Raw genomic sequence first — 20,818 nt, forward strand, 5'->3', positions numbered from 1 at the left:
ATTTTAGCAATACAATTGTAGAACAATAACTCCCTTTTTTAAGGGAGTTATTTACGTATGATGAAAATTTTTCTGAAAAGAAATAAGTGCTAATGGATGAAAAAGCCTTAGTCTAAGTAAAGATTGATAAAAAAGACGCAGTTTTAAAAAGAAACATCCAATGGATTACTGTTTTTTCTATCTCTGTGATAGGTTTCTTTCGTCTTTTTTTCTAATATACAGTAGATGATATACTCAAAAAAACGGTTATCTTTTTTTATGATTCGAAGCAAATGCATATGTATTAAATCGAAAGTTTGATGTTCTTTGTCATCGATATCCGGTTTTTCAAAATTAGTAGCAATCTCCAATCCGATTTTTTCTAAAATTTCATCCATTTCCCAATAGGAGGTAGATAAAACCGTATCAATGCTATCTTTATTTTCTAAAATAATTCTGTTGATATCTTTATTATTTTCAGAAGTTATCCCTAATTCTACTGCAAATGAGTCTTTTATCTTTTTTATATAATAGAGTTTATCCTCATAGGTCTGAAAAAAACAATCAATATAATATAATGCGGTCTTTATACAAAAAAGCCAGTCTTCAATATTGCTGTCCGGTGCATATTTTAAAATTTGATGGGCCGCTAAACTATCCCAATAATATATTTTTTCGAAAAATAAGATGTTGTCACCATGATACCTTGTGATTTCTCTGTCGTACGTGTCATATTGTAAGGTATCTATATGGGAGATTTTTTCCTTTAAAATTTTATTGAGCTCATCAATGAATTTTACGGGCTGAGTAGAAAAAACTCTGAACCTTATGTGAAAATCCGGAGCGTAATAATATAAAAATACAAAATGAGAAATAAACCCCTGATCAACCAGATTTTTCAGATAAGGGATCATGTCAAGTAGGAGGATGCTTGCAATATCCTTATTGACAAATAATTTAAAATAAACGCAGTCATGTATAAAAGGATAAAGCTTACTTAAAACATGGGTTGCTTCAGGTATTTTTTGAGAAGTGTAGGTAAGAAAATGTTTGTTTTTTAATGGAGTAATGATTTCTAAATTAATGGATTGATAGGACTCATCTCTAAAGAAGGGCTCATATTCGTCATGAATCGCTTCACAAACGATTAATCTATTTTTCTTTCTAAGTTCTTTCAGGAAAATCTCAACAGATATCGGTAGGTCTTCATTGATATAAAGTTCCTGTTCGCCATCCACAATGCAGAACGTCTTTTTTAGCCCTAGTTTACTGGCATTTTCTTTGTAAAGAGATAAGGCAGTATCTATATTTTCATTTTTATTCTTAAAAAAATCAGAGATCTTGATGAGCCAGTGAGCTTTTTTTAAAATATGATTTTTATAACGGATCTGTGGCGAAAATCCCAGAATATTCAGAATATTTTGAGTATCGATAAAGTTTTTATTCGGCTCATCATATTGTGTGCTTACATCTAGGAGGAATTTAAAAATAGGACTGTTTACGATATGGTTGTGATCAAAAAAAGCTGAAAATGTAGGGATTACATATTGATTGAGTTTCTTACTTCTCAAATATATTTTTGAGTTAAAAACATTCACATACAGATCATTGATGTCGATATATTTTTGATTATCATTGACAGGAGCATCATTCGGATATCTGATAATGTAGTCAAAATTGATCTCCCGTTTTACTATATGACCCGCCAGATAGGTGGGCAAGTGTTCGATTTCCGCCAAAATAAAATGGGGTCCGATTGTTTTTTTTTGATGTTGATGTATTTCCTCTGCTAATGAATGGATTTCTTTATTTTCTGTAAATCTTCCTAATACTTTTATGGGGGATGCGTATGAAACAAAATTAATATTTAAAATTTTCCTTCCGGCATGCTGAGAATCTTTGAAAATAGAGTAGGAGCAGTATTGGGTAGCGGTGTCGGGAATGCGGTAGGTAAAGGCAGACAATTCCTGTTTTTCTATTTCTATCTCTCTTTTTCCATTCCTGATCGCTTCAAATGATTTTTTTAAAATAAGTGACTCTACTTTATTCAATTCTATAGAAGAGCCCGTATAGCGGTTATTGTTACCTTGATGATGACCATATCCTGTATCTAAAGCTTCCACCAGAGACACTTCTTTCTCGCCATATTTTTTATTAAAAGCATCAATAAATTTCTCTAAGTTTGTTTCTTTTGAATGGGAATTTTGAGATAACTTTTCAAATACTGATAATGCATCCTTTAAATTGTTAACGACATCAAGACTAATTTGAACATTGCTTTGAAAATTTAAATCACTCCTTACGCTATCCGTTAATGTATTTCCTATAACTCCATGGTTCTGAAATGCATACAGATCACTCAATGAGTCAAATAAAAGGGGATGATCTCTTCTCAACTCTTCCGAAATAATAAGTTCCAGTAAATGAGCAGGAATGAAATTCTTTCCTATGGTCGAATAGTTAAGATTAGAAAAAATAATTGACTCATTCACCAATTCACTAAAAAATGCATGGGACTCCTCCTCACTCACATCAAAATTTTCTTGTAGGAAATTGATAATCTCAGCCATCGATTTTCCTTCCACACAAAAGTTTAGAAAGGAACTCATAACCTCATCATTCTCTATGCTGTTTTTTTTGTATTTTTTGATTACACTTTCAACATCTTTCTGGATGTATACCAGCTCAGAATCAATAGGGTACATTGTATTATTAAGAGTATACGTAAGCTTCTCTTTAATAATTTCGTTTTCATTGGCCTCCTGTATGATCCCATCCAGATAGTGGTAATCGACTTTTGACAATAACTTTTTTTCGTAATGGGGAATAGCTGTTCCATCATTTTGAGAGTAGTCCGCTAAACCAATTCCTGAAAACATTCCAAAGGGGGTAGGCCTGTTGGCTGCCCGGGAGAAATATTTATAGAACGTAAGTTCGATATTCTTTTTTTTATCTGGAGACTTGTTATCATAATCCAGTAAAAACTGGTAAAAGTTTTCAGAAGACATTCTTACTGAATTCATAAATAATTCATTCTCTTGTAGATGTCTGTATATTTCCGGAAAAGATGGGTTGGAAAGACAAAGGCTCTTAAAAAAATCCAGACTCAATAAAGGCCTTCTTATGATGGATTTTGTAAACAGGGTATCAGGCATAATGTATAAGCAAAGATTATTTTTTTTGCATATCGCTTATTAAATCAGGAATAAAATATCTAAGAAATGATCTAGAATAGTTTTCCGGAAAGAGATATTTATTTAAAAGCAGGGTCGGTGAATGTTCAAAATTGGTAGACAATCCAAAGCTGTTCTGTTTCAGGATCATATCCTCGATCTGAGCATCTGGCTCCTCCTGAATGGATTGCTTTTTTTCAAAGAAATTAAAGTCGTGAGCCAGCATTTCCAATGTAGAACTACCGCCTGACTTCAAATAATGATGTAAAATATTTTTTATTACTTCTTTCCCGTTGGAAGTAAAGTTTTTATCATAAAATATAATTTGAATCATGACATTATCTGAATCAGAAGTATGGATGTCCCATAGAGTTTTGTACATCTCTTTACAATATTTGCAGGTGGGATTGGATACCATCGTAATTAAAGGTTTATAATGACTCTTTTCTCCGATAAACACGCCTACATCTTCTATATCAAAATCAATTCTTTTACTCTTGATTAAAGAATATTTAAACAGGTCAAAGTTTCTGTAAAATTTGATCAGTCCATTATTTGTTTTTTTTAGCCTTTCGATTAACGCGATATTCTGAGAAATAAAATGAGTAATAAGATAAGATCCCATGGTTATGATCAGGACGACCAGAATTTTGTTGAAATTTAAATTCCATTGCAGTGGGTCGAAAGAATAAATGCTGACCAATGCCTGCAGATATAAAAGAGCAATGATCGTCATGCATATGGTACAGATCTTTTTTTCTACAAAAAACTGGAAATACAAAGAATAGAGGGTTATCGGAATACTTACCATGACACCAATAAAAAACACACTATACAATTCGGGAATAGCACGGCTTAAAATCAATAAACAAAACTGGTGAATAAAGAAAAAAAAGCTCAGATGTCCCAGTTTTACCTTTATTTTTTTATCTGAATTGATAACAGAATTGCAACTTGATTTTTCTTCTTTTGATGAACAAAACTTATTGGAAAAATCTGATTCTATTCCCAGCTCAATGGATAAACCACTATAAGAAATATAAACTCCAATGATAGAACATAATGAGAGAATGGGGATGTAGATAGAGCCAAAAGCTGAGCAGATGAAAATGAAAGCCAGAAAAATGACCAGTAAAAATGCGATTTTTGGATGAAAACGGAATGACCATTTCACAGGAAGCTCTTCAGCTATTAAAATCAGAGAATTTTCTAAAATTGATGAGCTCAGTGATTGGATGTATTCCAATTTTAAAGCGCCGGATTGATCAAAAAAAACAGCGATATCCTTTTTATCAATTTCACTTTCTATATCCTGATAATTATAAATACTGTATTGAATGTTCATCATATCCAGTGTGTCAGCATATGACACGATATCCGGATAATTCGGATGAGAAGAGATCCCTGTTTCTAAATCAGAAAAGTCTACATCTATATTTTTTTTTTTTAAGTACTTGTAGAGAAACTGAATATTGTTATTCATTTTTGTTAATGTTTTTTAACAGGAAGCTATTTAATTGATTAACAGAAATATTTATTTGAATTATTTCATTTTTATCATTGAGTAAAAAATTGGTTGGAAAGGAATTGATTCCCCAGCGTGCAGCCTGCTCTCCGTTTTTATCTAAATATTGAGCCCAGGTCATCTTAAAATCTTTTATTGTTTGATTTAAATAAGGTATATCCTTCTTCCGGTCTGTCGCGATATTGATAATGGTAAAACCTTTCAAATGGTACTCATCATAAATTTCCTTATACTTCGGCAAATCCCTTCTGCAGGGTAGACAGTGACTAAACCAAAACTCAACTAAAGTGTATTTTTTTTGATTATTAAGTGTAAAAGTAACCGGTTTCTGATCCAGATTGCTTACTGCAGGAATTGGGAATACATTCCCGATGCTTAAAAGCTTTTTTCTTTTAATATCGTTCAATAATTCTTTTCCATAAAAACTCTGTTTTATATCTTTTGAAAAATTGTTGAATGCAGATTCAGCCTCTGGTAGCGTTAATAAGTTTTTTTCAAAAAAATCAACAAACTTCCAAAAACCCATAGGAGAATTGGGGTGAGTCCTGATATAATCTGATAATACCTTTTTTTCATCCGTTATTATTTCCTTCTCCGTTTTGTTATAGGATGTAAGGTAGTCTTTAGGTACATTTTGAAATCCTCCATATCGGGTTACCGCCTCATCTGCTTCCTTATAGAGCTGATCATATCTTTTCTTTAAAGGAAGAAAAGAAAAGTCATACGCCTTTTTTTCTTTAAGCAGCTGATCATTATAGTTGACGGATAAAGAGTCCATGTCGGAAAAGTTAATCAGGGTTTCCTTTGAAGAAATAAAAAAGATTGAACTTGAAGAGTAACCATTATCATCCCGATCAATAAATTTGTAAGGATAATTAGCTTTTACATTGCTGAGATTAAATTCAAAATTGCCATTACTGTCCACTGTGGAAGAGTCCAGTACCTTACCTTTTTCATAATACTTGTATTGATAAGCATTGGTAAGATAGATCTTTGAATTCTTAAAATTATATTTTGTTTTACCTTTAATGATAGTATTCTGAGAAATAAGGCCCTGACTGCATAATAGTAGAAATAGTAAACAGTATTGAGATAGGATTTTCATTTAACGTATGAATTGATTAAAACAGGATGAATAAAGGCTGTCTTACAAATAAAACAGCCTTTATAATAATTTAATGACAGGTAAGGTCTTGTATCACAAGATCTCCTGATATTTTTTTAAGCGCAACAGTTGGTATGTGGTTTTCCGGAAAAATTATTCCAGATTGATCTTCCTGATGCACAAATTGAATCAGAGTTGCAACCTCCTTCAGGTTCTAAACCGGTTTCTATACCTGTTTGTAGATTAACACCACCTTTAAAGTCTTTTAATGTTTCTCTGGTTAGAGTTGATGATTTCACAACTAATGATTTAACTGATTTTTTAATTGTTAGTTTTTTCATAAAATGAGTGCTAAATTTGTTTTAATGTGGAAACAAAGATAATTATTTATTTCATACACGCAAGATATATTTTTCCTCTGTCACTATAAATTTGTTTTATTTCTTAACCTTTCAAAAAGTAAAATAACAGTTCAAAATAAAGAGAATTTTTTGCAATAAAATTCTTGGGAAAAGCTAATCCCCGGAAAAACAGCTTCCAACAATAAAAAATATTCGAGCATTTTTCAAAGTTGAACGGGGGATTATCTTTAACTTTTATTCAGAAATGCTTGCAAAACTTTTCTTAAAAGCATAAATTTTTGTTAAAAAAATCACTTTAAAGGGATATTTCAATGTCTGTCGGCCATTTTTTATTATTTTAGTCCCCTAGATTGGAATTATGCTTATTGGAGATGAATTGAAGGCGATTTATTTAAATTATAGAATCAAGGAAATTGTTCCTTTTCTTATAAAGCTGAGCCCAAAAGAAAAGAAAGAAACTGCAGTCATTTTAAAGAAATTTTTAAATAAAGACTGGGGGCACAATCACATTTCTATGCTGGCCACTCTGGCTTGCAGCAGTACTCAGGAAGAATACGAAAAATTGGCTTCTGCTTATTATGCATGGCCAATCCATCTCCTCGATGAATTATTTGAATCTTATGTGCCCGGATGGATGGGAGATTGCGCTCTGTTTCTCAGAAGTATTGACTATCTCAAAGTCCTTGAATGGCAGCAGAAAGGTTACCTTCAACTGAATGATGAAGTGGGGGCCCAACTTCTTTCAGAATCAATCACGACCCATCATACTTCAGAAGAAATTCTTTTCACGCATCCTGTAACACTTGATTCCCATCTGTGGTTGATGTTTCAGTATGATTCAAGCATCAGCTGCCATGATCAGAACGGAAGAAACTGGAAAAATATTTTTCAGCACTACATCTGCGAAAATAAACAGAACCGTTCGAAAGTTTTAGAGTCTTGCCTAAAAGCAATTAATCTTAATCTGTCAAAAGACCATAATAGTTGGTTTCTCGAATTGTTTTCTCATCTTGAACCCTCCAGCAGAGAAATTTTAGAATTGCAGAACCATCTCTTTTCAGTCTTTCATTCCCCACAGTCTTCACTTTTTGTTCCGGTACTGAAAATAATAAACCGGGTGATCACCGAAGAAGATTTTGAAGCTCAGGATTTTCTTAAGTCCGCAGCGGCTTTACCTTCTGTTCAGGCTAAAAATATCTTGAATAGCCTCCTTCAAACCCTTGATAAAATCGCCGGAAATGATAAAAGATACAGAGACGAAATCTGTCTTTTTTTACTTCCCGTTTTCATAAGTAAAGATGCTGCGATACAGATAAAAGCTGCAAAAATCATCGCCAGATATGGTGATCCGGATTCCGGAAATATTAAAATTGAAATTCAGTCTTATGCCGAATGTCTTCTTTCAGACCCCAAAGTATTATTAAAAGAATTTCTTCCTGACACCGAAATTAATAAGTTTCATGAACCGGCAGAAAATGAGGAATATACTGCTTGGTGTATCAGTGAACCGGTTTCACCAATTAAAACGGTCAGCGATTTTATATTGTTCGCCCCCAGGGTTTTCAGTAACAACGATCCTAATGATTTTGATCTTTTCGTGGATGCACTCATGAGATTCAATACTGAGATCAGTAAAGAACAGGGTATCCGGTTGGAACCTGCATTCAAAGCTGCATGTAAAGAAAAAGGAAGTGTTGGAATGCATCATTTATATGCATCATTTTTTATTAAATATGGTTTGAAAAACGGATCGCCGTTACTGAATGAAGCCAGAAAAGAATTTCCTGATTTTGAAAACTGGTTGGGAAAACGGACCCCTTTGATCTTTAAAGCCTATCATCAGTTTCTTTCAGATATATTTGAACTTTTAAAACAAGGAAAAAATCTTCCCCTGCTTTCGGTTCCAGACCATACGCCATGCTGGATAGACATCCGTATGCTTGTAGATAAATTAAAAATATACCAGGACCAGAAAATAATTCCGGTTCCTTTCGATCTTCAGCGGGCAATCCTGAGGGTGAAAAAAGAGCATCTTGCAGAATCAAAAAAGTATGCACAGAAAGAACTGAGCAAAGAGTATTTTAAATATGTAGAACCTGTTTTTGATCCTGAATATTTCAAAGACAGATATGAAATCACCTATCTGGAAGGCAGTTTCGCCCGAAAATGGGGTATTAGAAAAATATACAAAGCATACGTTGCAGAAGAAGTTCCGGAGATGACGGTAACGATTGAAAATAAAGAAATTCCGGAAGAAGCCCCGCTTTTAGATCACTTATTTAATTCATATCACGGCGTTTATGATCATGATCTGATTCGTATTTTATACACAGCTCCCTATTTTTCCGGGTCTGTTTTTGCGAAAAAATGTAATGAAACCCTGTCCAATGCTGTTAATCAGTATAACAGCAGAACTAATATCGAATTTTTAGATGCATGGATGAAGCTGGATCTTCCATTTCAGCCGGTGCATTATTTATTTCTTTCCGCCGCCCTATTCAGTAAGGATAAAACCTTGTCTGGTACGGCTTTTGAAGCGATTCTTCATAAGATAGCTTCAGATGATTTTGACATGGGAACATTAGGAATAATGATCGGTGAAAAGATCAACTTCGGACTTGTTCCGGTTAAAAGACTGAGAGATGGAATTGATCGCTTTATAGGCCTGAATTCCAGTCATAACCGGGCTTTTGAAAAACTATTGATATCCATTCTTAAAACGATAGATCATCCTGTTTTTAATCTTAAAACGATTTTGGAGATGTATTACGAACTGTTACAGCTTAATCAGTCGGAAACGAATGCTGATGTAGTCGTGAGGTTAAAAGAATGGGAAAACGAAAATAACCTGAAAAAAATGATTATCAAATTAAAAACAAATGAAAGAAAGATTGTATGAGATCCTTAATGAGGAAAAAGCACATGAGATTATTCCGTTTCTGAAACAGCTTACCGCTGAAGAAAGAAAATCCCTGGTCCCTACGATAAAAAAATTAGATAGAGAGATCAGTAAGATTATAATGACCAAAAATTCCTACCATACTTCCGGATCTGCAGATCAGCATTCAATTATTGATATAGCTTCATTTGTCTGCATGGACCAAAAGCATTACGGAAAAAACTATTGGAGTCTTTTCAGAAATAAAGAACAGACCAGTACCATATTGGAATGGGGCTGCCCCCATTGGTTTTCAGATTTTATCAACGATTCTATAGATGCAGAATTTACAGCATTTGATTATCAGGATATTCTGGGTTGGACAGAGAAAGGATATGTACAGCCGAGACCTGAGTTGCTGGGCTATCATTTAAGTCTTCAGCCCTATGATCTGGATAAATCTCCGGAAACACTGGAAACCCACTTCTGGTATCTGTGTGAATTTCCTTCGAAATCGCTTCCTTTTAAAAGAGAGTGGCTACCATTAGTTCAAAAACTCATCGCTGAAAATAAAATTGACAGAAAAAGATTTCTCAAAGAATGCCTTCTGGCAGCGAACAGGAATTTTAATAAAAATGTCACAGGATGGTTCATGGAGGCATTCAATGCATTAAAGCCTTCTGATGAAGAACTGGTCTTGCTTCAGGACGAACTGATGGCGGGCCTTGCTTCTGTGCAGTCCAAGGCAGTCAATACCATGCTGACCCATTTGAAAAAAATAGTTCCCACCGTGGAATTTAAAACCAGCGAGTTTTCTCATTTCCTTCCAAACCTTTTGAGCTCAGAGGTGAAAACCGTTGTGGCAGCCAGCCTTACAGTATCCGAAAAGATATTTCAGAAAAAGAAACTCGACACGGAAAACCTGGAAATGGCTTTGAGTGCAGCCTTTGTAAGCAAAGACGAAAGTATTCAGAGCAAAGCCGCCAAGATTATTCAGAGGTATATTCCTGTTTCCGACAACATGAAGGAAGCACTGTCCCATTATGCGGATAATATTTTAGCTAATGTACGGCCCGGTTTAGTTCAATATATCGAAAAAACACAGCTGGAACTGGATATTGTAAATCCTGAAAAATTAGAGCTCATCCGTGAAGACAGCAAGATTCAGGAACCAGAAAGCTTTGAAGATCTCATGTTTTTTCTGCCACAAGCCATAGAAAATCCCGGGACTTTTTACTATGATCTCGCATTGGCAGGACTGGTTCGTTTTGCTGATGAAGCCGATGCCGAATCCGTAAAACTTTTTGAGCCCGTATTTCAGAAAGCCTGTAAAACCATTGCCAAATGGGAAGTGCATCATTTTAATGTTTTGCTGTGCAATCTCATTATCAATTACGGACTTTCCTTATTAGAGAAATTCCCTGTTCAGCTAAATAATCTTGACAAAATATATAAAAGAACCTGCGAAGACGAAGCCACAAGAGAAGCATATTCCAGTTATCACAAAAAACTGGGACCTATCAAAGATATCAAAGTAGGAGGATTGGCGATGAAGCCATTCAAAAACATAGCCGTACAGGTCTTTAATAAAATTACATCAGGAGATAAAATACCGTTATTATCTACTGTAACTCATGAACCATGCTGGGTAAGCCCGGAAGCATTGGTTGAAAGACTGGAAATTTATCAGAATGAAAATACAGCACCCGATGATCTTGATCTGCAACTTGCCTTACAGCGATGCTCAATGGAAAAAACGTCAGAGAGCATTAAAATTGTTGAACAAAAGTTAAAAGGTGAATACAAAGAACTTCTTCTTTTCTTTTTTAATAAAAAGGCTACCCCTAAAGGTGAATTTGAACATCCTTCATGGTGGATGACCGCAGGAATAACACGCTCTCCTGGAAAAATTTTTAAAGAATTTCAGGAGTTTGGATATGACGATATTCCTGAAGAATTTCTAACCGGTTCCTATATCTGGAAAACGATTGACAGCAAAAAGAATTCCTATTATCCGGTAGAACTGAATATCAGTGTTCCGAAATATCACTTGAAAAAAAGAGAACACCAGCTTTTCTCAGAATACTTTGTGGCAGAGCAGAAACATTTTTCTGAAACCCCTGCATTTATGTGGAGTTTCCCGAATACGCTCGGCAATGTTTTCGCCAAGATCATTAAAGACTGCCTGTTTTATTCAGGCATTGCAGAGGTTTATGAAAGAGGGCTGGTTCTGAATACCGCCCAGGCACTTCATCAGATGAAAAAGCCTTTGGATGATATGGGATATCTGTTTCTGGGAACTATTTTCCTGGACGGAGACAAAGTCATCCGCGGAACCGCTGCTGAGATCTGGCTGGAACATGTTTCCCATAAAGTAATGGATAATGTGGAATTGGGACGTGTGATAGGGCTGCATGAAAAACTGGAATGGGCACCTGTTAAAAGATTCACAGATCTTGTCCAGCATCAGATGCTGAATGTCAGCAAAGACCACAATCTGGCATTGGAAGAGCTTTTTACCCATATTTTACTACAGATGGAAACACCTGTTACCAATCTGAAAAAAATATTGGATATTTACCACGAAGTTCTGGCCTTAAACCAATCAGAGGCCGATAAAAACTTAAAAGAAAAACTGAATAGCTGGAAAGACAATTCCAGTCTGAAAAAAATCTGCAATCTTCTTCTAAAAAAATAGATATGGAAGATACGCTTGTTTATAACTATCAGAGGCCATCGTCTCTGGTAAAAAAAGATGCATCTGAAGAATTATTTCTGTCCAAGTACAGTGAGATTCAGAAGAACACGGATGCTCCCTGCTTTTTCTGGGGAAATGTCAGTCAGCCCTTTATATTGGCAAGGTGCCTCATCACACTTTCCAATATTGTGAAATCCAGCTTTAATCTGTCGCCGTTTCAGATGGCCCTCCTTAAAGACCCCATCGTTACTGCCGGAAACAGCAGATTGCGATTTGAGGGATTTTCACACTGTGCCGGTGTGTATGCCAGAGTAGATGTACTGCCTGATGGTCTTGATGGTGAGTTTCTGGAAAATGGGACCACCAATGTAGATTTCAACCAGCCGATGATCACGGCTTTAGGAAGCATTCGGCCTAACGAAAAGATTATCCTTTCCGTAGGTGACAAAGAAGTAGGACTCTACAGAGAGGAACAAAAAATAGTGGAAAGAAAAGTTCCGCTGCCTGTAAAATGGATCAAGGGGCTCAGTACTGTCCAGATTTATCTGTCCCAGTCCGAAAAGCTTCATACATTCAACAAAATTCAGACCCAGCAGCTATTCAGAGGAATACCGAAAGGTCCGGTGAAATCCGATTATTACCTGATTATAAGAGGCAATAAGCCTATGTTCTCTCCGGTAAAATCAGCAAATGCTGTGTGTATTGGCGGACTCAACAGGCTTCGCCTGCTGGAGCCGCTTCTTCCTTATATCGATCAAATGCAGGTATTTCCGCATGCAGATATGCAGTCTACCACATGGCAGCTGTATATGGGACATATCCGGTTCAGTTTTTCATTGTCAAGAGAAAGCTGGAGAGGATTTTCCGGAGAAGGCGCTGTGTTAGACAGTCTGATTGATGATATATCTGATGAGTGGATTGATGCGCTGGATAAGTATGCTTATGCCAACCAGTCTTTTAATCCTACAGCTTTTGCTTTAGATGAAAAGATAAGCCTGAAGAAAACGGATAACCTCGCCGGACGATTGGCTGCCATGGGACTATTGGGGTATGACCTTGATGACAATGGATTTTTCTATCGAAGATTGCCGTTTAAACTCAATAGAATTATCGGTTTAAATCCAAGGATGAAAAATGCTGAAAAATTAATTGCTGAAGGAAAAGTACAGATATTAAATAAAAGTCTCGCCAGAACGGAAGCTAGGGTAGAAGGGACGGGGGTTCACCATACCGTCATTATCGACGATAGCAAAGAGCGTTGTACCTGCGAATGGTTCAGTAAATACCAGGGCGAAAGAGGACCATGCAAACATGTACTTGCGGTAAAAAAAATAGTACAGATGTAAAAACAAGGACAGCTTATCAGATAAGACTGTCCTTTTTTATTATTGATGGTTCATCCATTCTTCATAAGAGATCACCCCCAATTCAGGTTTTCCTTCTCCTTCAAGGATGGAGATAAACTCAAGTTGGTTACCATCCGGATCATTGAAATATATAGCTAATGCAGGCATCCAGGCAAAAACCATAGGTTCATCAAGACCATCTTTCAGGAAGTTATAAGGTTTCAGATCTTTATTTTTCAGAAAATCCACGGAATAATTTAAAATATCTTCTTTACTGCTTGAAAAAGCAAAATGTCTTGGCTGCAGGTTTTCTTTCTGCTCCCACAATCCCAGCATAAATTCTTTGCCTTCACCGATCCACAGAAATGCAATAGGACGCGTCTTGTCCATATGGGCCAGCTTCAGCCCCAGCACCTCAGTGTAAAACCGGATAGAATTTTCTAAACTGCTTACCTGCACATGGGTTTCATATAATCCTCTAATCATAGCTTGAATATTTATGTACACAAAACTAGACAATGCTATTTGGAAAAGCAGAGAATGGCGATTCCTTTATTGGAATTGAATGATAGACATTTTGTATGTGGGAAAGATTAGATAAAAGATAAAAGATAAAAGATAAAAGATAAAAGATAAAAGATAAAAGATAAAAGATATTGTCATTAAACATCAATTGCAGTGGGTTTAGTCCGCTTGAAAAATATCCCAGATTTTTCTGGATTTAGCCAAAAGCTAAATTTAAAGCACAAATACTCCCAATCCTTTACACAAAACACAATGATATGCACACATCTGAGAAATCTGTGGGAGATAAAACATGCATGCCGTTTAAAATTCACCAATTTGATTAAGCAAAAAAAATAATATAAATATTCACTACGCAAAAAGACTGCGTAATACTGTTTTTACTTTGCATTAGAAATCAGAGAGGATGAGGTGATCCTCAGAATAATGTTTAACAAAAAAACAGTAACTCATGAAATTTAATTTTTTAAAAAAAGAGAAAAATACCGTATTCAACCATGAAGGGACAAAGGCGTTCTCGTTGACACCTTCCGAAGAATTGTATAGTGCTGTTGTTACCACAGGATTATCCAACACTTCTTATGAAAAGGGGAATGACCGATGGAAAAGAATTCAGTCTCTGATCAAAAAAAATGATCCGGAATTTGTAGCTAAACTGGCAGTCTATGCCAGAAAGGATATGCATCTCCGTTCGATTCCTTTGGTTTTGACTGCGGAGCTTGCCAAACAGGCCTCCGGTACAGATCTGGTTAGCAGAACAGTTGACGGTATTGTCCAGAGAGTGGATGAAATCACCGAACTTTTAGCCTACTATCAGACTGCTAATGAAAGAACAGAAACCAAAAAACTGAACAGGCTTTCAAAGCAGATCCAGAAAGGTCTTGCTAAATCTTTTAATAAATTTGATGAATACCAGTTCGCAAAATACAATAGAAAAGCAGAAGTCACCCTTAAAGACGCCTTATTTCTCGTTCATCCGAAAGCAAAGGATGAAAACCAGCAGGCTATTTTCAACAAAATTGTGGCTGATACTTTGGAAACTCCGTACACTTGGGAGGTTGAACTTTCAGTTTTAGGTCAGACTAAATTTGCAGATGAAGCAGAAAAAAAGCAAGCTTTTAAAACAAAATGGGAAGAATTGATCTTCAGCAACAAACTGGGGTATATGGCAACGTTGAGAAATCTGAGAAATATTTTGGAATCACACGTTTCCTCGGATGCCATCTGTAAAATATGTACTTATTTATCTAATGAAAAAGCGGTCATCAACTCGAAGCAGCTTCCGTTTAGGTTTTTAGCGGCCTACAGAGAATTGAAGACTATTGATTCACCTTATGTATCATCTATTTTGGAGTCATTGGAAGATGCAGTGATGGTAAGTGCAAAAAATATAAAGGGTTTTGGCTTTGATACTTCGGTAGTCATCGCGGCAGATGTTTCAGGTTCTATGCAACAGCCGGTTTCTCCTAAAAGTAAAGTGTTGCTTTACGATATCGGATTATTGATGTCGATGATTTTGCAGTCTCAGTGCAAAAATGTGATCACCGGTATGTTCGGTGATAGCTGGAAAAGAGTGCCAATGCCTAAAAGTGGTATTTTGAGAAACGTTAATGAATTGTACAAAAGGGAAGGGGAAGTTGGTTATTCTACCAACGGTTATCTGGTGATCGAAGATCTGATTTCCAGAAAAGAAAAAACAGATAAAATAATGTTGTTTACAGACACTCAATTGTGGAATAGCAACTGGACCAAAAATTCTTTTGAAGATTCCTGGAATCGTTATAAAAAAATAGCTCCGGATGCAAAATTATATATTTTTGATCTGGCAGGTTATGGAAAACAACCGCTAGATATCAAAAAAAATGATGTCTACCTTATTGCTGGCTGGTCAGACAAGATTTTCGACGTACTGAATGCTTTGGAAGACAGAAAATCTGCGATTCAGGTTATTAAAAAAGTGGTGCTGTAAAAGGCACTGCTTTTAAATTAATGATGAATGATCTTCAAGTTTGGGATTGATTAAATAAGTCATTTGAACGTTAAAAAAATCTACTGTCTGAGTGCGGGATGAATTTTGAGTAAAGACATCAATATATAATTTGTGCAAGTTTTAAAATTTTTAGAGTGTATAGATTATTTTTAGCTGGAGTTTCCAAATATTGAATTTTGGGTTCTTTCGCTTCAAGGCAAAACGAACGAGTATGATTAATGAGACTGCTTCGTCACTTCATTCCTCGCAACGACAAAAATATAATACCATGTCCGAAAATTATCAATACCAGGAAAATCCTTTTATCAGAGAAGATCTCACGCATCTCTGCTTGTGCCCTTGTTGCGGAGCGCCCGATTGTGGTGAAGAATATAGGCTTCTTACCAAATCAGAAGGAAGACGTGAGGCGGTACTTTTTGGTGGGGCAAGTTTCAGAATGTATTTAAACTACTGGTTTTATGAAGGTATTACTCCGGAAGAATACGATAGATTACCGGAATTGGTGAGACAGAATAATGAGTGCATAGGTTGGCAGGATATCAGTGCTGAATGTACAGAAATAAATGCAGATGATTTTCTGTTCACTTTAGAATCCATAAAAAAAGGTAGCCGTAAAGGACATCTGGATAATGATTTTGAAAACTATTATTATCCCGTATTTAAAAGTTTCACACAGGAGGTTATAAGAAAAGGGCAGAAGCTCTATATCAACATTTAAAAAAATAATAAAAATAAAACAAGCTGCGTAAAATGAATGCGCACTTCTAAAATAACTTTGCAGTGTTATTCATCCGGTGCCGTATGGAAAGAACTTCTTCGACTTGAAACAAAGTCTTTCCGCCAGATGCCCGGTACCAACAGACCAATGCCGTACCATAAGAGTTTCATCGTCAAACTTCCAATTTGAATACATTCAAAACGCTTATGACTCCATTGCTTGGCTTTAATAAAATGAAAAATTAATAGTTAAAAACAGAACCATGAAAACTTACAAACCATGTCTTAAAGAAGCAGTGTATTGAGGTTAATTCCCAGTATACATGAAAAAATATAAGACATTAAAACAAACTTTTGGAATCAATGAATACGGACTGATTGATTTTCCAAAGAAAATTTCCGGAATACAGATATCAAGAATGCTATACGGAAATGAAATGGGGTGCTCCTATTGCTTTCCGCATGGTATTGAAACGGCTAATTCCCATCAGGAAAACGATCAGAGAAACTGGAAAAGATACAGGAAAACCCGTTGGAAAAATATAAAGCAGGTGCCGTAAAACAGAATTGCTTCGTTGGGTGGCAGCAATACAGGTTCGAATCCTGTTCTGGAAACAGATGGCGTAATGGTATCGCTCTGTCGTGAGTTTCTGTTTGATTGAATGCCCTGCTTAAAAAAAATCAAGTGTCGTTTTAGGATCATACTTCGATTGTTAAACGTTTAGGTCGCAGGTTCGACTCCTGCCTTCCCTGTTGTAAACGGGAGTGAAGCTCAGAAGGTAGAGCAAAACGCAGAAAAGATCCTTACATTATTACCTTGATTTCAACAAAAGAGTGTCGTTAGAGAAAACTTACTTCGGTTACTATTGGTTCGACTCCAGAATAAGCCTGATGGTTTATGTATTAAAGTTTTTTCGCCTTTAGCCTCTTTTTAATTTTAAAAAAACTTAGCAGATAAGTGTCGTAGAGAAGAGTTCCTTCGAATTAACGGTCCTAAGGTAGCGTCATTCGGGCGACCGAACTAGCGACGCTGGATTGAAACCCAGCCTGGCAAAAGTTTTTCTTCTGGGAAAATGCAAGTCTCAAGCAGATGTAGAATTGCCGGTTCACTGCCCGATAGGGTAAGAACGACGCTCTGAAAAGAGCAAACTCTTTTCGCCTGTTGCCTTATCTGCTTTTAAAAAACAAACAAGTGCCGTAGAACAGTGTTACTTCGCTCATTACGACGGGGTCACGGGTTCGAGTCCCGTCTCTTCCACAAAAAACACAATTCATCAATAGGAAGAGTAGCTCAGTTGGTTAGAGCACGACTACACTTTCGGTTGTTGCCTTGTTTTGCAATAAAAAAGTGTCGTAAAGGAAAAAATCCATCGTCACACTTTTTGGGGAGGAATAGCGAAGTCAGTCATTCCGGCAAGGCTATCCGGTTCGAATCCGGCAAACCGACTGTCCCCATTTTTCCTGACCATTACCTTTTACAAAAAATGCCGGTGAATTAATTTTCGCCGGCATTGATTACTTGATCTATTTCTTCTTCGAACGTTTTTTTCCAGTTGATAATTGTCGTCCGGCTGATCTTATATTTTCTGGACATGTAGCTGGTAGAAAAACCGTGCTTGCTTTGATATTGTAAAAGCTTAAACATGGTTTTCTTATCATATGTTTTAAGCTTCTGATTGTTGACCTGGCTTTCTTTTGACTGGGCAAAAATCTTCTCGTTAAAATTCAAGATATCCTCAGTGGTATTCAGTTTATCCAGAAGTTCTTTGATCTTCGGGTCCTTCAGCTTTTCAGGATGTTCCAGCCTCAGCATATCATAATATATCTTCTTGTAGTTGGGACGCATAATCAGTTCTGTTTATCCGTTAGTATTAGCATTGTTTTTCTGAAGCCAGCGATGAAGTGTACTTTTGGGAATAGAATATTCTTTGATCACTTCGCCGTAGGTCATTTCCCCGGATAAGATTCTCTTCATGATAAAATCTTTAATTTCCTGAGTGTAAATATTCTTTCTGAAATAAGGAATTTTATCAGACTTCTTTTGGTTCTTGTTAACGGCAGAGGGCGGTGCATATAAAATAAGATGCGAGCTGTAAAGCCTGAAAAAATCATATTCCAGAAGCTTGCTCCATCTCAGCAGTAATTCCACATCGATGGATTTGCTGTTGTATATATTTTCAATAAACTGCTCATCCTTGTTGAGAAAATTACAGATCCTCTCCATGGGTATCTCATTTTCATCAACCATCTCCTTGATAAACTTTCCTATATGAATTTCTTTATATAACATGTATGAGTACTATTTATTGTTAAATTCATGAATTAAAAAAATAGATAATATTACATTTCTATACTTCATGAATATGCTGTCTGAAAAATAAAATTACGCCAAGAAAATATCAGCGGTAGCAAAAAAGGAAATATTTAGCTCTTAGGTTATGGTATAGCTCTCAGTATAAAAGATGGGCGGCTGGTCATTTGGTTTTCAGGTTATAAATGTCTTAAGTAATACTATATATTTCCCATTTTCTGCTGGTATATTCTTACTCAAGAGATATAAATCAGACCTCCTTCGTGCTTCAACTTCTTTTCTTTACTATATAACCTATAAAAGCTCCTTCATGCAATTTTATTCGTACTATTTTTTACTATTGTCCTTAGGGTCAGCAGATCACTGTTTAATCAATCAATCTGATTATAAGTTTCCAAATTTAAATAAAAATTAGAATCTAATTCTCAAAAATGCATAAAAAATATCCTTTAAGGTGAAATTTAATTAAAATTAACAAACCAAACAAATATTTCTGAGAATTATTTCAAGTCCCTTCCCAAGATCTTTAACAAAAAGATAAAAAATACTAATTGTATTCCATCCTTCAAGTATATACCTTTGCAGTTCAATGAAAAATACCATAAGCTTATTCGATTTTTCGAAAAAAATAAATTACAAGAACGAACTTCTGGCCGGCTTTACCGTAGCGATGACCATGATTCCTGAGTCACTTTCCTTTGCGATCCTGGCCGGGCTTTCACCGCTTACCGGGCTTTATGCAGCCTTTATGATGGGAATTGTGACAGCTGTTTTGGGAGGCCGTCCCGGAATGGTGTCCGGTGGAGCAGGAGCTACCATTGTTGTCCTGATTGCTTTGATAAAATCTCATGGTATAGAATATCTTTTTGCTGCCGTGGCCCTCGCCGGACTTTTCCAAATACTGGTAGGAGTTTTTAAGTTAGGGAAATTTGTCAGGCTTATTCCGCAGCCTGTGATGTACGGTTTTCTGAATGGTCTGGCCATCATTATTTTTATGGCTCAGTTGGAGCAGTTTAAGATCACAGACAGTACCGGAGTTTCCAATTGGCTCCAGGGAGTTCCTTTATATAGTATGGCTGGATTAACCGCTCTCACCATTGCAATTGTCTATTTTTTTCCAAAGATCACAAAAGCAGTTCCTGCATCATTAGTAGCGATCATTATTGTTTTTGCGGTCGTTCTGGGTTTTAATATACCCACAAAAACAGTGGCAGATATTGCCCATATCAGCGGAAACCTTCCCACTTTCCATAGTCCTCAGATTCCTTTTACTTTGGAAACCCTGCAGATCATTTTTCCCTATGCTTTAGTCATGGCCGGAGTCGGCCTTATTGAATCGCTTTTAACCTTATCAATGGTGGATGAAATTACCAATTCAAAAGGAAATGCCAACAAGGAATCAGTGGCCCAGGGAATTGCTAATATCACCAACGGGTTTTTCGGTGGAATGGGAGGTTGCGCGATGGTAGCCCAGACATTGGTCAATCTCAATGCGGGTTCAAGAGCCAGACTGTCAGGAATTATCGGTTCAGTTATGATTCTTATAATCATCCTGTTTGGAGCCCCTTTTATTGAAAAAATACCGATGGCAGCACTGGTTGGAGTGATGATGATGGTTGCTATAGGTACTTTTCAGTGGGTATCGATCCGGATTGCCAATAAAATGCCGAAATCAGATATATTTGTTGGGATTACCGTAGCCCTCATCACGGTGATCCTTCACAATCTTGCATTAGCCGTATTGGTAGGGGTTGTGATTGCTGCTCTGGTGTTCGCATGGGACAATGCCAAAAGGATCCGGGCAAAAAAATCCATTGATGAAAATGGGGTCAAGCATTATGAAATATATGGTCCCCTTTTTTTTGGATCAGTAACTGCATTCATGGATAAATTTGATCTCATGGATGATCCGGAAGAAGTAGTCGTAGATTTTAAAGAAAGTCGTATCGTAGATATGAGCGCCATTGATGCTTTGGATAAACTCTCTAAACGATATAGCCAGCAGAATAAAAAACTCTATCTGCGACACCTCAGTGAAGACTGCCGTAAAATGCTGAAAAATGCAGAAGCAGTTATTGAAGTCAATATTCAGGAAGATCCTACGTATAAGGTGATGCCGGAGAAGTAGGGGATTTAAAGATTTAAGAAATTAAAATATTTGGAGATTCAGAAATCTGTTTTTTGTGGTTAAATAATATTATAATATCAA

Annotated in this window: 14 protein-coding genes; 7 read left to right on the forward strand and 7 right to left on the reverse strand. The window is 36.2% G+C overall.

Going from position 1 to position 20,818, the window contains the following annotated elements:
* Positions 1-143 precede the first annotated feature (143 nt).
* The 4 genes from BW964_RS19375 to BW964_RS19390 all read right to left on the reverse strand — a co-directional run bounded on the left by BW964_RS19375 (position 144) and on the right by BW964_RS19390 (position 6,123).
* The gene (locus BW964_RS19375) at positions 144-3,002 is read right to left on the reverse strand and encodes a thiopeptide-type bacteriocin biosynthesis protein (protein ID WP_165789164.1); all 2,859 of its coding nucleotides are present in this window, start codon (positions 3,000-3,002) and stop codon (positions 144-146) included.
* Between the two features lie 148 nt (positions 3,003-3,150).
* Complete coding sequence (locus BW964_RS19380) at positions 3,151-4,635, reverse strand: vitamin K epoxide reductase family protein (protein ID WP_076509733.1); 1,485 nt, start codon at positions 4,633-4,635, stop codon at positions 3,151-3,153.
* Positions 4,628-5,782, reverse strand: a complete 1,155-nt coding sequence (locus BW964_RS19385) for a TlpA family protein disulfide reductase (protein WP_076509735.1) — start codon at positions 5,780-5,782, stop codon at positions 4,628-4,630. Before BW964_RS19385 ends, BW964_RS19380 begins: the two co-directional genes overlap by 8 nt.
* 116 nt (positions 5,783-5,898) lie before the next feature.
* On the reverse strand, positions 5,899-6,123 hold the full coding sequence (locus BW964_RS19390) for a hypothetical protein (RefSeq protein ID WP_076509737.1): 225 nt from the start codon (positions 6,121-6,123) through the stop codon (positions 5,899-5,901).
* 379 nt (positions 6,124-6,502) lie between these two features.
* Here BW964_RS19390 and BW964_RS19395 point away from each other — a divergent pair, with 379 nt between their 5' ends.
* From BW964_RS19395 to BW964_RS19405, 3 genes are read left to right on the forward strand one after another with little or no spacing between them, the layout of a single operon-like run.
* On the forward strand, positions 6,503-9,043 hold the full coding sequence (locus BW964_RS19395; RefSeq protein WP_076509739.1) for a DUF6493 family protein: 2,541 nt from the start codon (positions 6,503-6,505) through the stop codon (positions 9,041-9,043).
* The gene (locus tag BW964_RS19400) at positions 9,024-11,720 is read left to right on the forward strand and encodes a DUF6493 family protein (protein ID WP_076509740.1); all 2,697 of its coding nucleotides are present in this window, start codon (positions 9,024-9,026) and stop codon (positions 11,718-11,720) included. The genes BW964_RS19395 and BW964_RS19400 overlap by 20 nt, the downstream gene beginning before the upstream one ends.
* 2 nt (positions 11,721-11,722) lie before the next feature.
* Entirely contained in the window at positions 11,723-13,066 is a 1,344-nt protein-coding gene (locus BW964_RS19405) for an SWIM zinc finger family protein (protein WP_076509742.1), read from the forward strand.
* Between the two features lie 39 nt (positions 13,067-13,105).
* Here BW964_RS19405 and BW964_RS19410 read toward each other — a convergent pair whose 3' ends face one another.
* Positions 13,106-13,552 carry a VOC family protein gene (locus tag BW964_RS19410; RefSeq protein ID WP_076509744.1) on the reverse strand — a complete coding sequence of 149 codons (447 nt, stop codon included), beginning with the start codon at positions 13,550-13,552 and terminating at the stop codon, positions 13,106-13,108.
* A gap of 490 nt (positions 13,553-14,042) precedes the next feature.
* Here BW964_RS19410 and BW964_RS19415 point away from each other — a divergent pair, with 490 nt between their 5' ends.
* From BW964_RS19415 to BW964_RS19425, 3 genes are all read left to right on the forward strand, one after another.
* Positions 14,043-15,560: a TROVE domain-containing protein gene (locus BW964_RS19415; RefSeq protein WP_076509747.1), complete on the forward strand. Its 1,518-nt coding sequence runs from the start codon at positions 14,043-14,045 to the stop codon at positions 15,558-15,560.
* A gap of 289 nt (positions 15,561-15,849) precedes the next feature.
* On the forward strand, positions 15,850-16,299 hold the full coding sequence (locus tag BW964_RS19420; RefSeq protein ID WP_076509749.1) for a hypothetical protein: 450 nt from the start codon (positions 15,850-15,852) through the stop codon (positions 16,297-16,299).
* 322 nt (positions 16,300-16,621) lie between these two features.
* Complete coding sequence (locus BW964_RS19425; protein ID WP_076509751.1) at positions 16,622-16,858, forward strand: phosphate ABC transporter substrate-binding protein; 237 nt, start codon at positions 16,622-16,624, stop codon at positions 16,856-16,858.
* 935 nt (positions 16,859-17,793) lie between these two features.
* Here BW964_RS19425 and BW964_RS19430 read toward each other — a convergent pair.
* Together BW964_RS19430 and BW964_RS19435 are read right to left on the reverse strand one after the other, a co-directional pair.
* Positions 17,794-18,144, reverse strand: a complete 351-nt coding sequence (locus tag BW964_RS19430; protein WP_076509753.1) for a hypothetical protein — start codon at positions 18,142-18,144, stop codon at positions 17,794-17,796.
* Between the two features lie 12 nt (positions 18,145-18,156).
* Positions 18,157-18,588, reverse strand: coding sequence for a transposase (locus BW964_RS19435; RefSeq protein ID WP_076509755.1), 432 nt, complete (start codon positions 18,586-18,588; stop codon positions 18,157-18,159).
* A gap of 610 nt (positions 18,589-19,198) precedes the next feature.
* Here BW964_RS19435 and BW964_RS19440 point away from each other — a divergent pair.
* Positions 19,199-20,737 (forward strand): SulP family inorganic anion transporter, encoded by a 1,539-nt coding sequence (locus tag BW964_RS19440; RefSeq protein ID WP_076509757.1) that lies wholly within the window; start codon positions 19,199-19,201, stop codon positions 20,735-20,737.
* Positions 20,738-20,818: the final 81 nt, after the last annotated feature.

Origin of the sequence: Chryseobacterium shigense (genome assembly GCF_900156575.1) — a bacterium.
GTDB classification, from domain to species: Bacteria; Bacteroidota; Bacteroidia; order Flavobacteriales; family Weeksellaceae; genus Chryseobacterium; species Chryseobacterium shigense.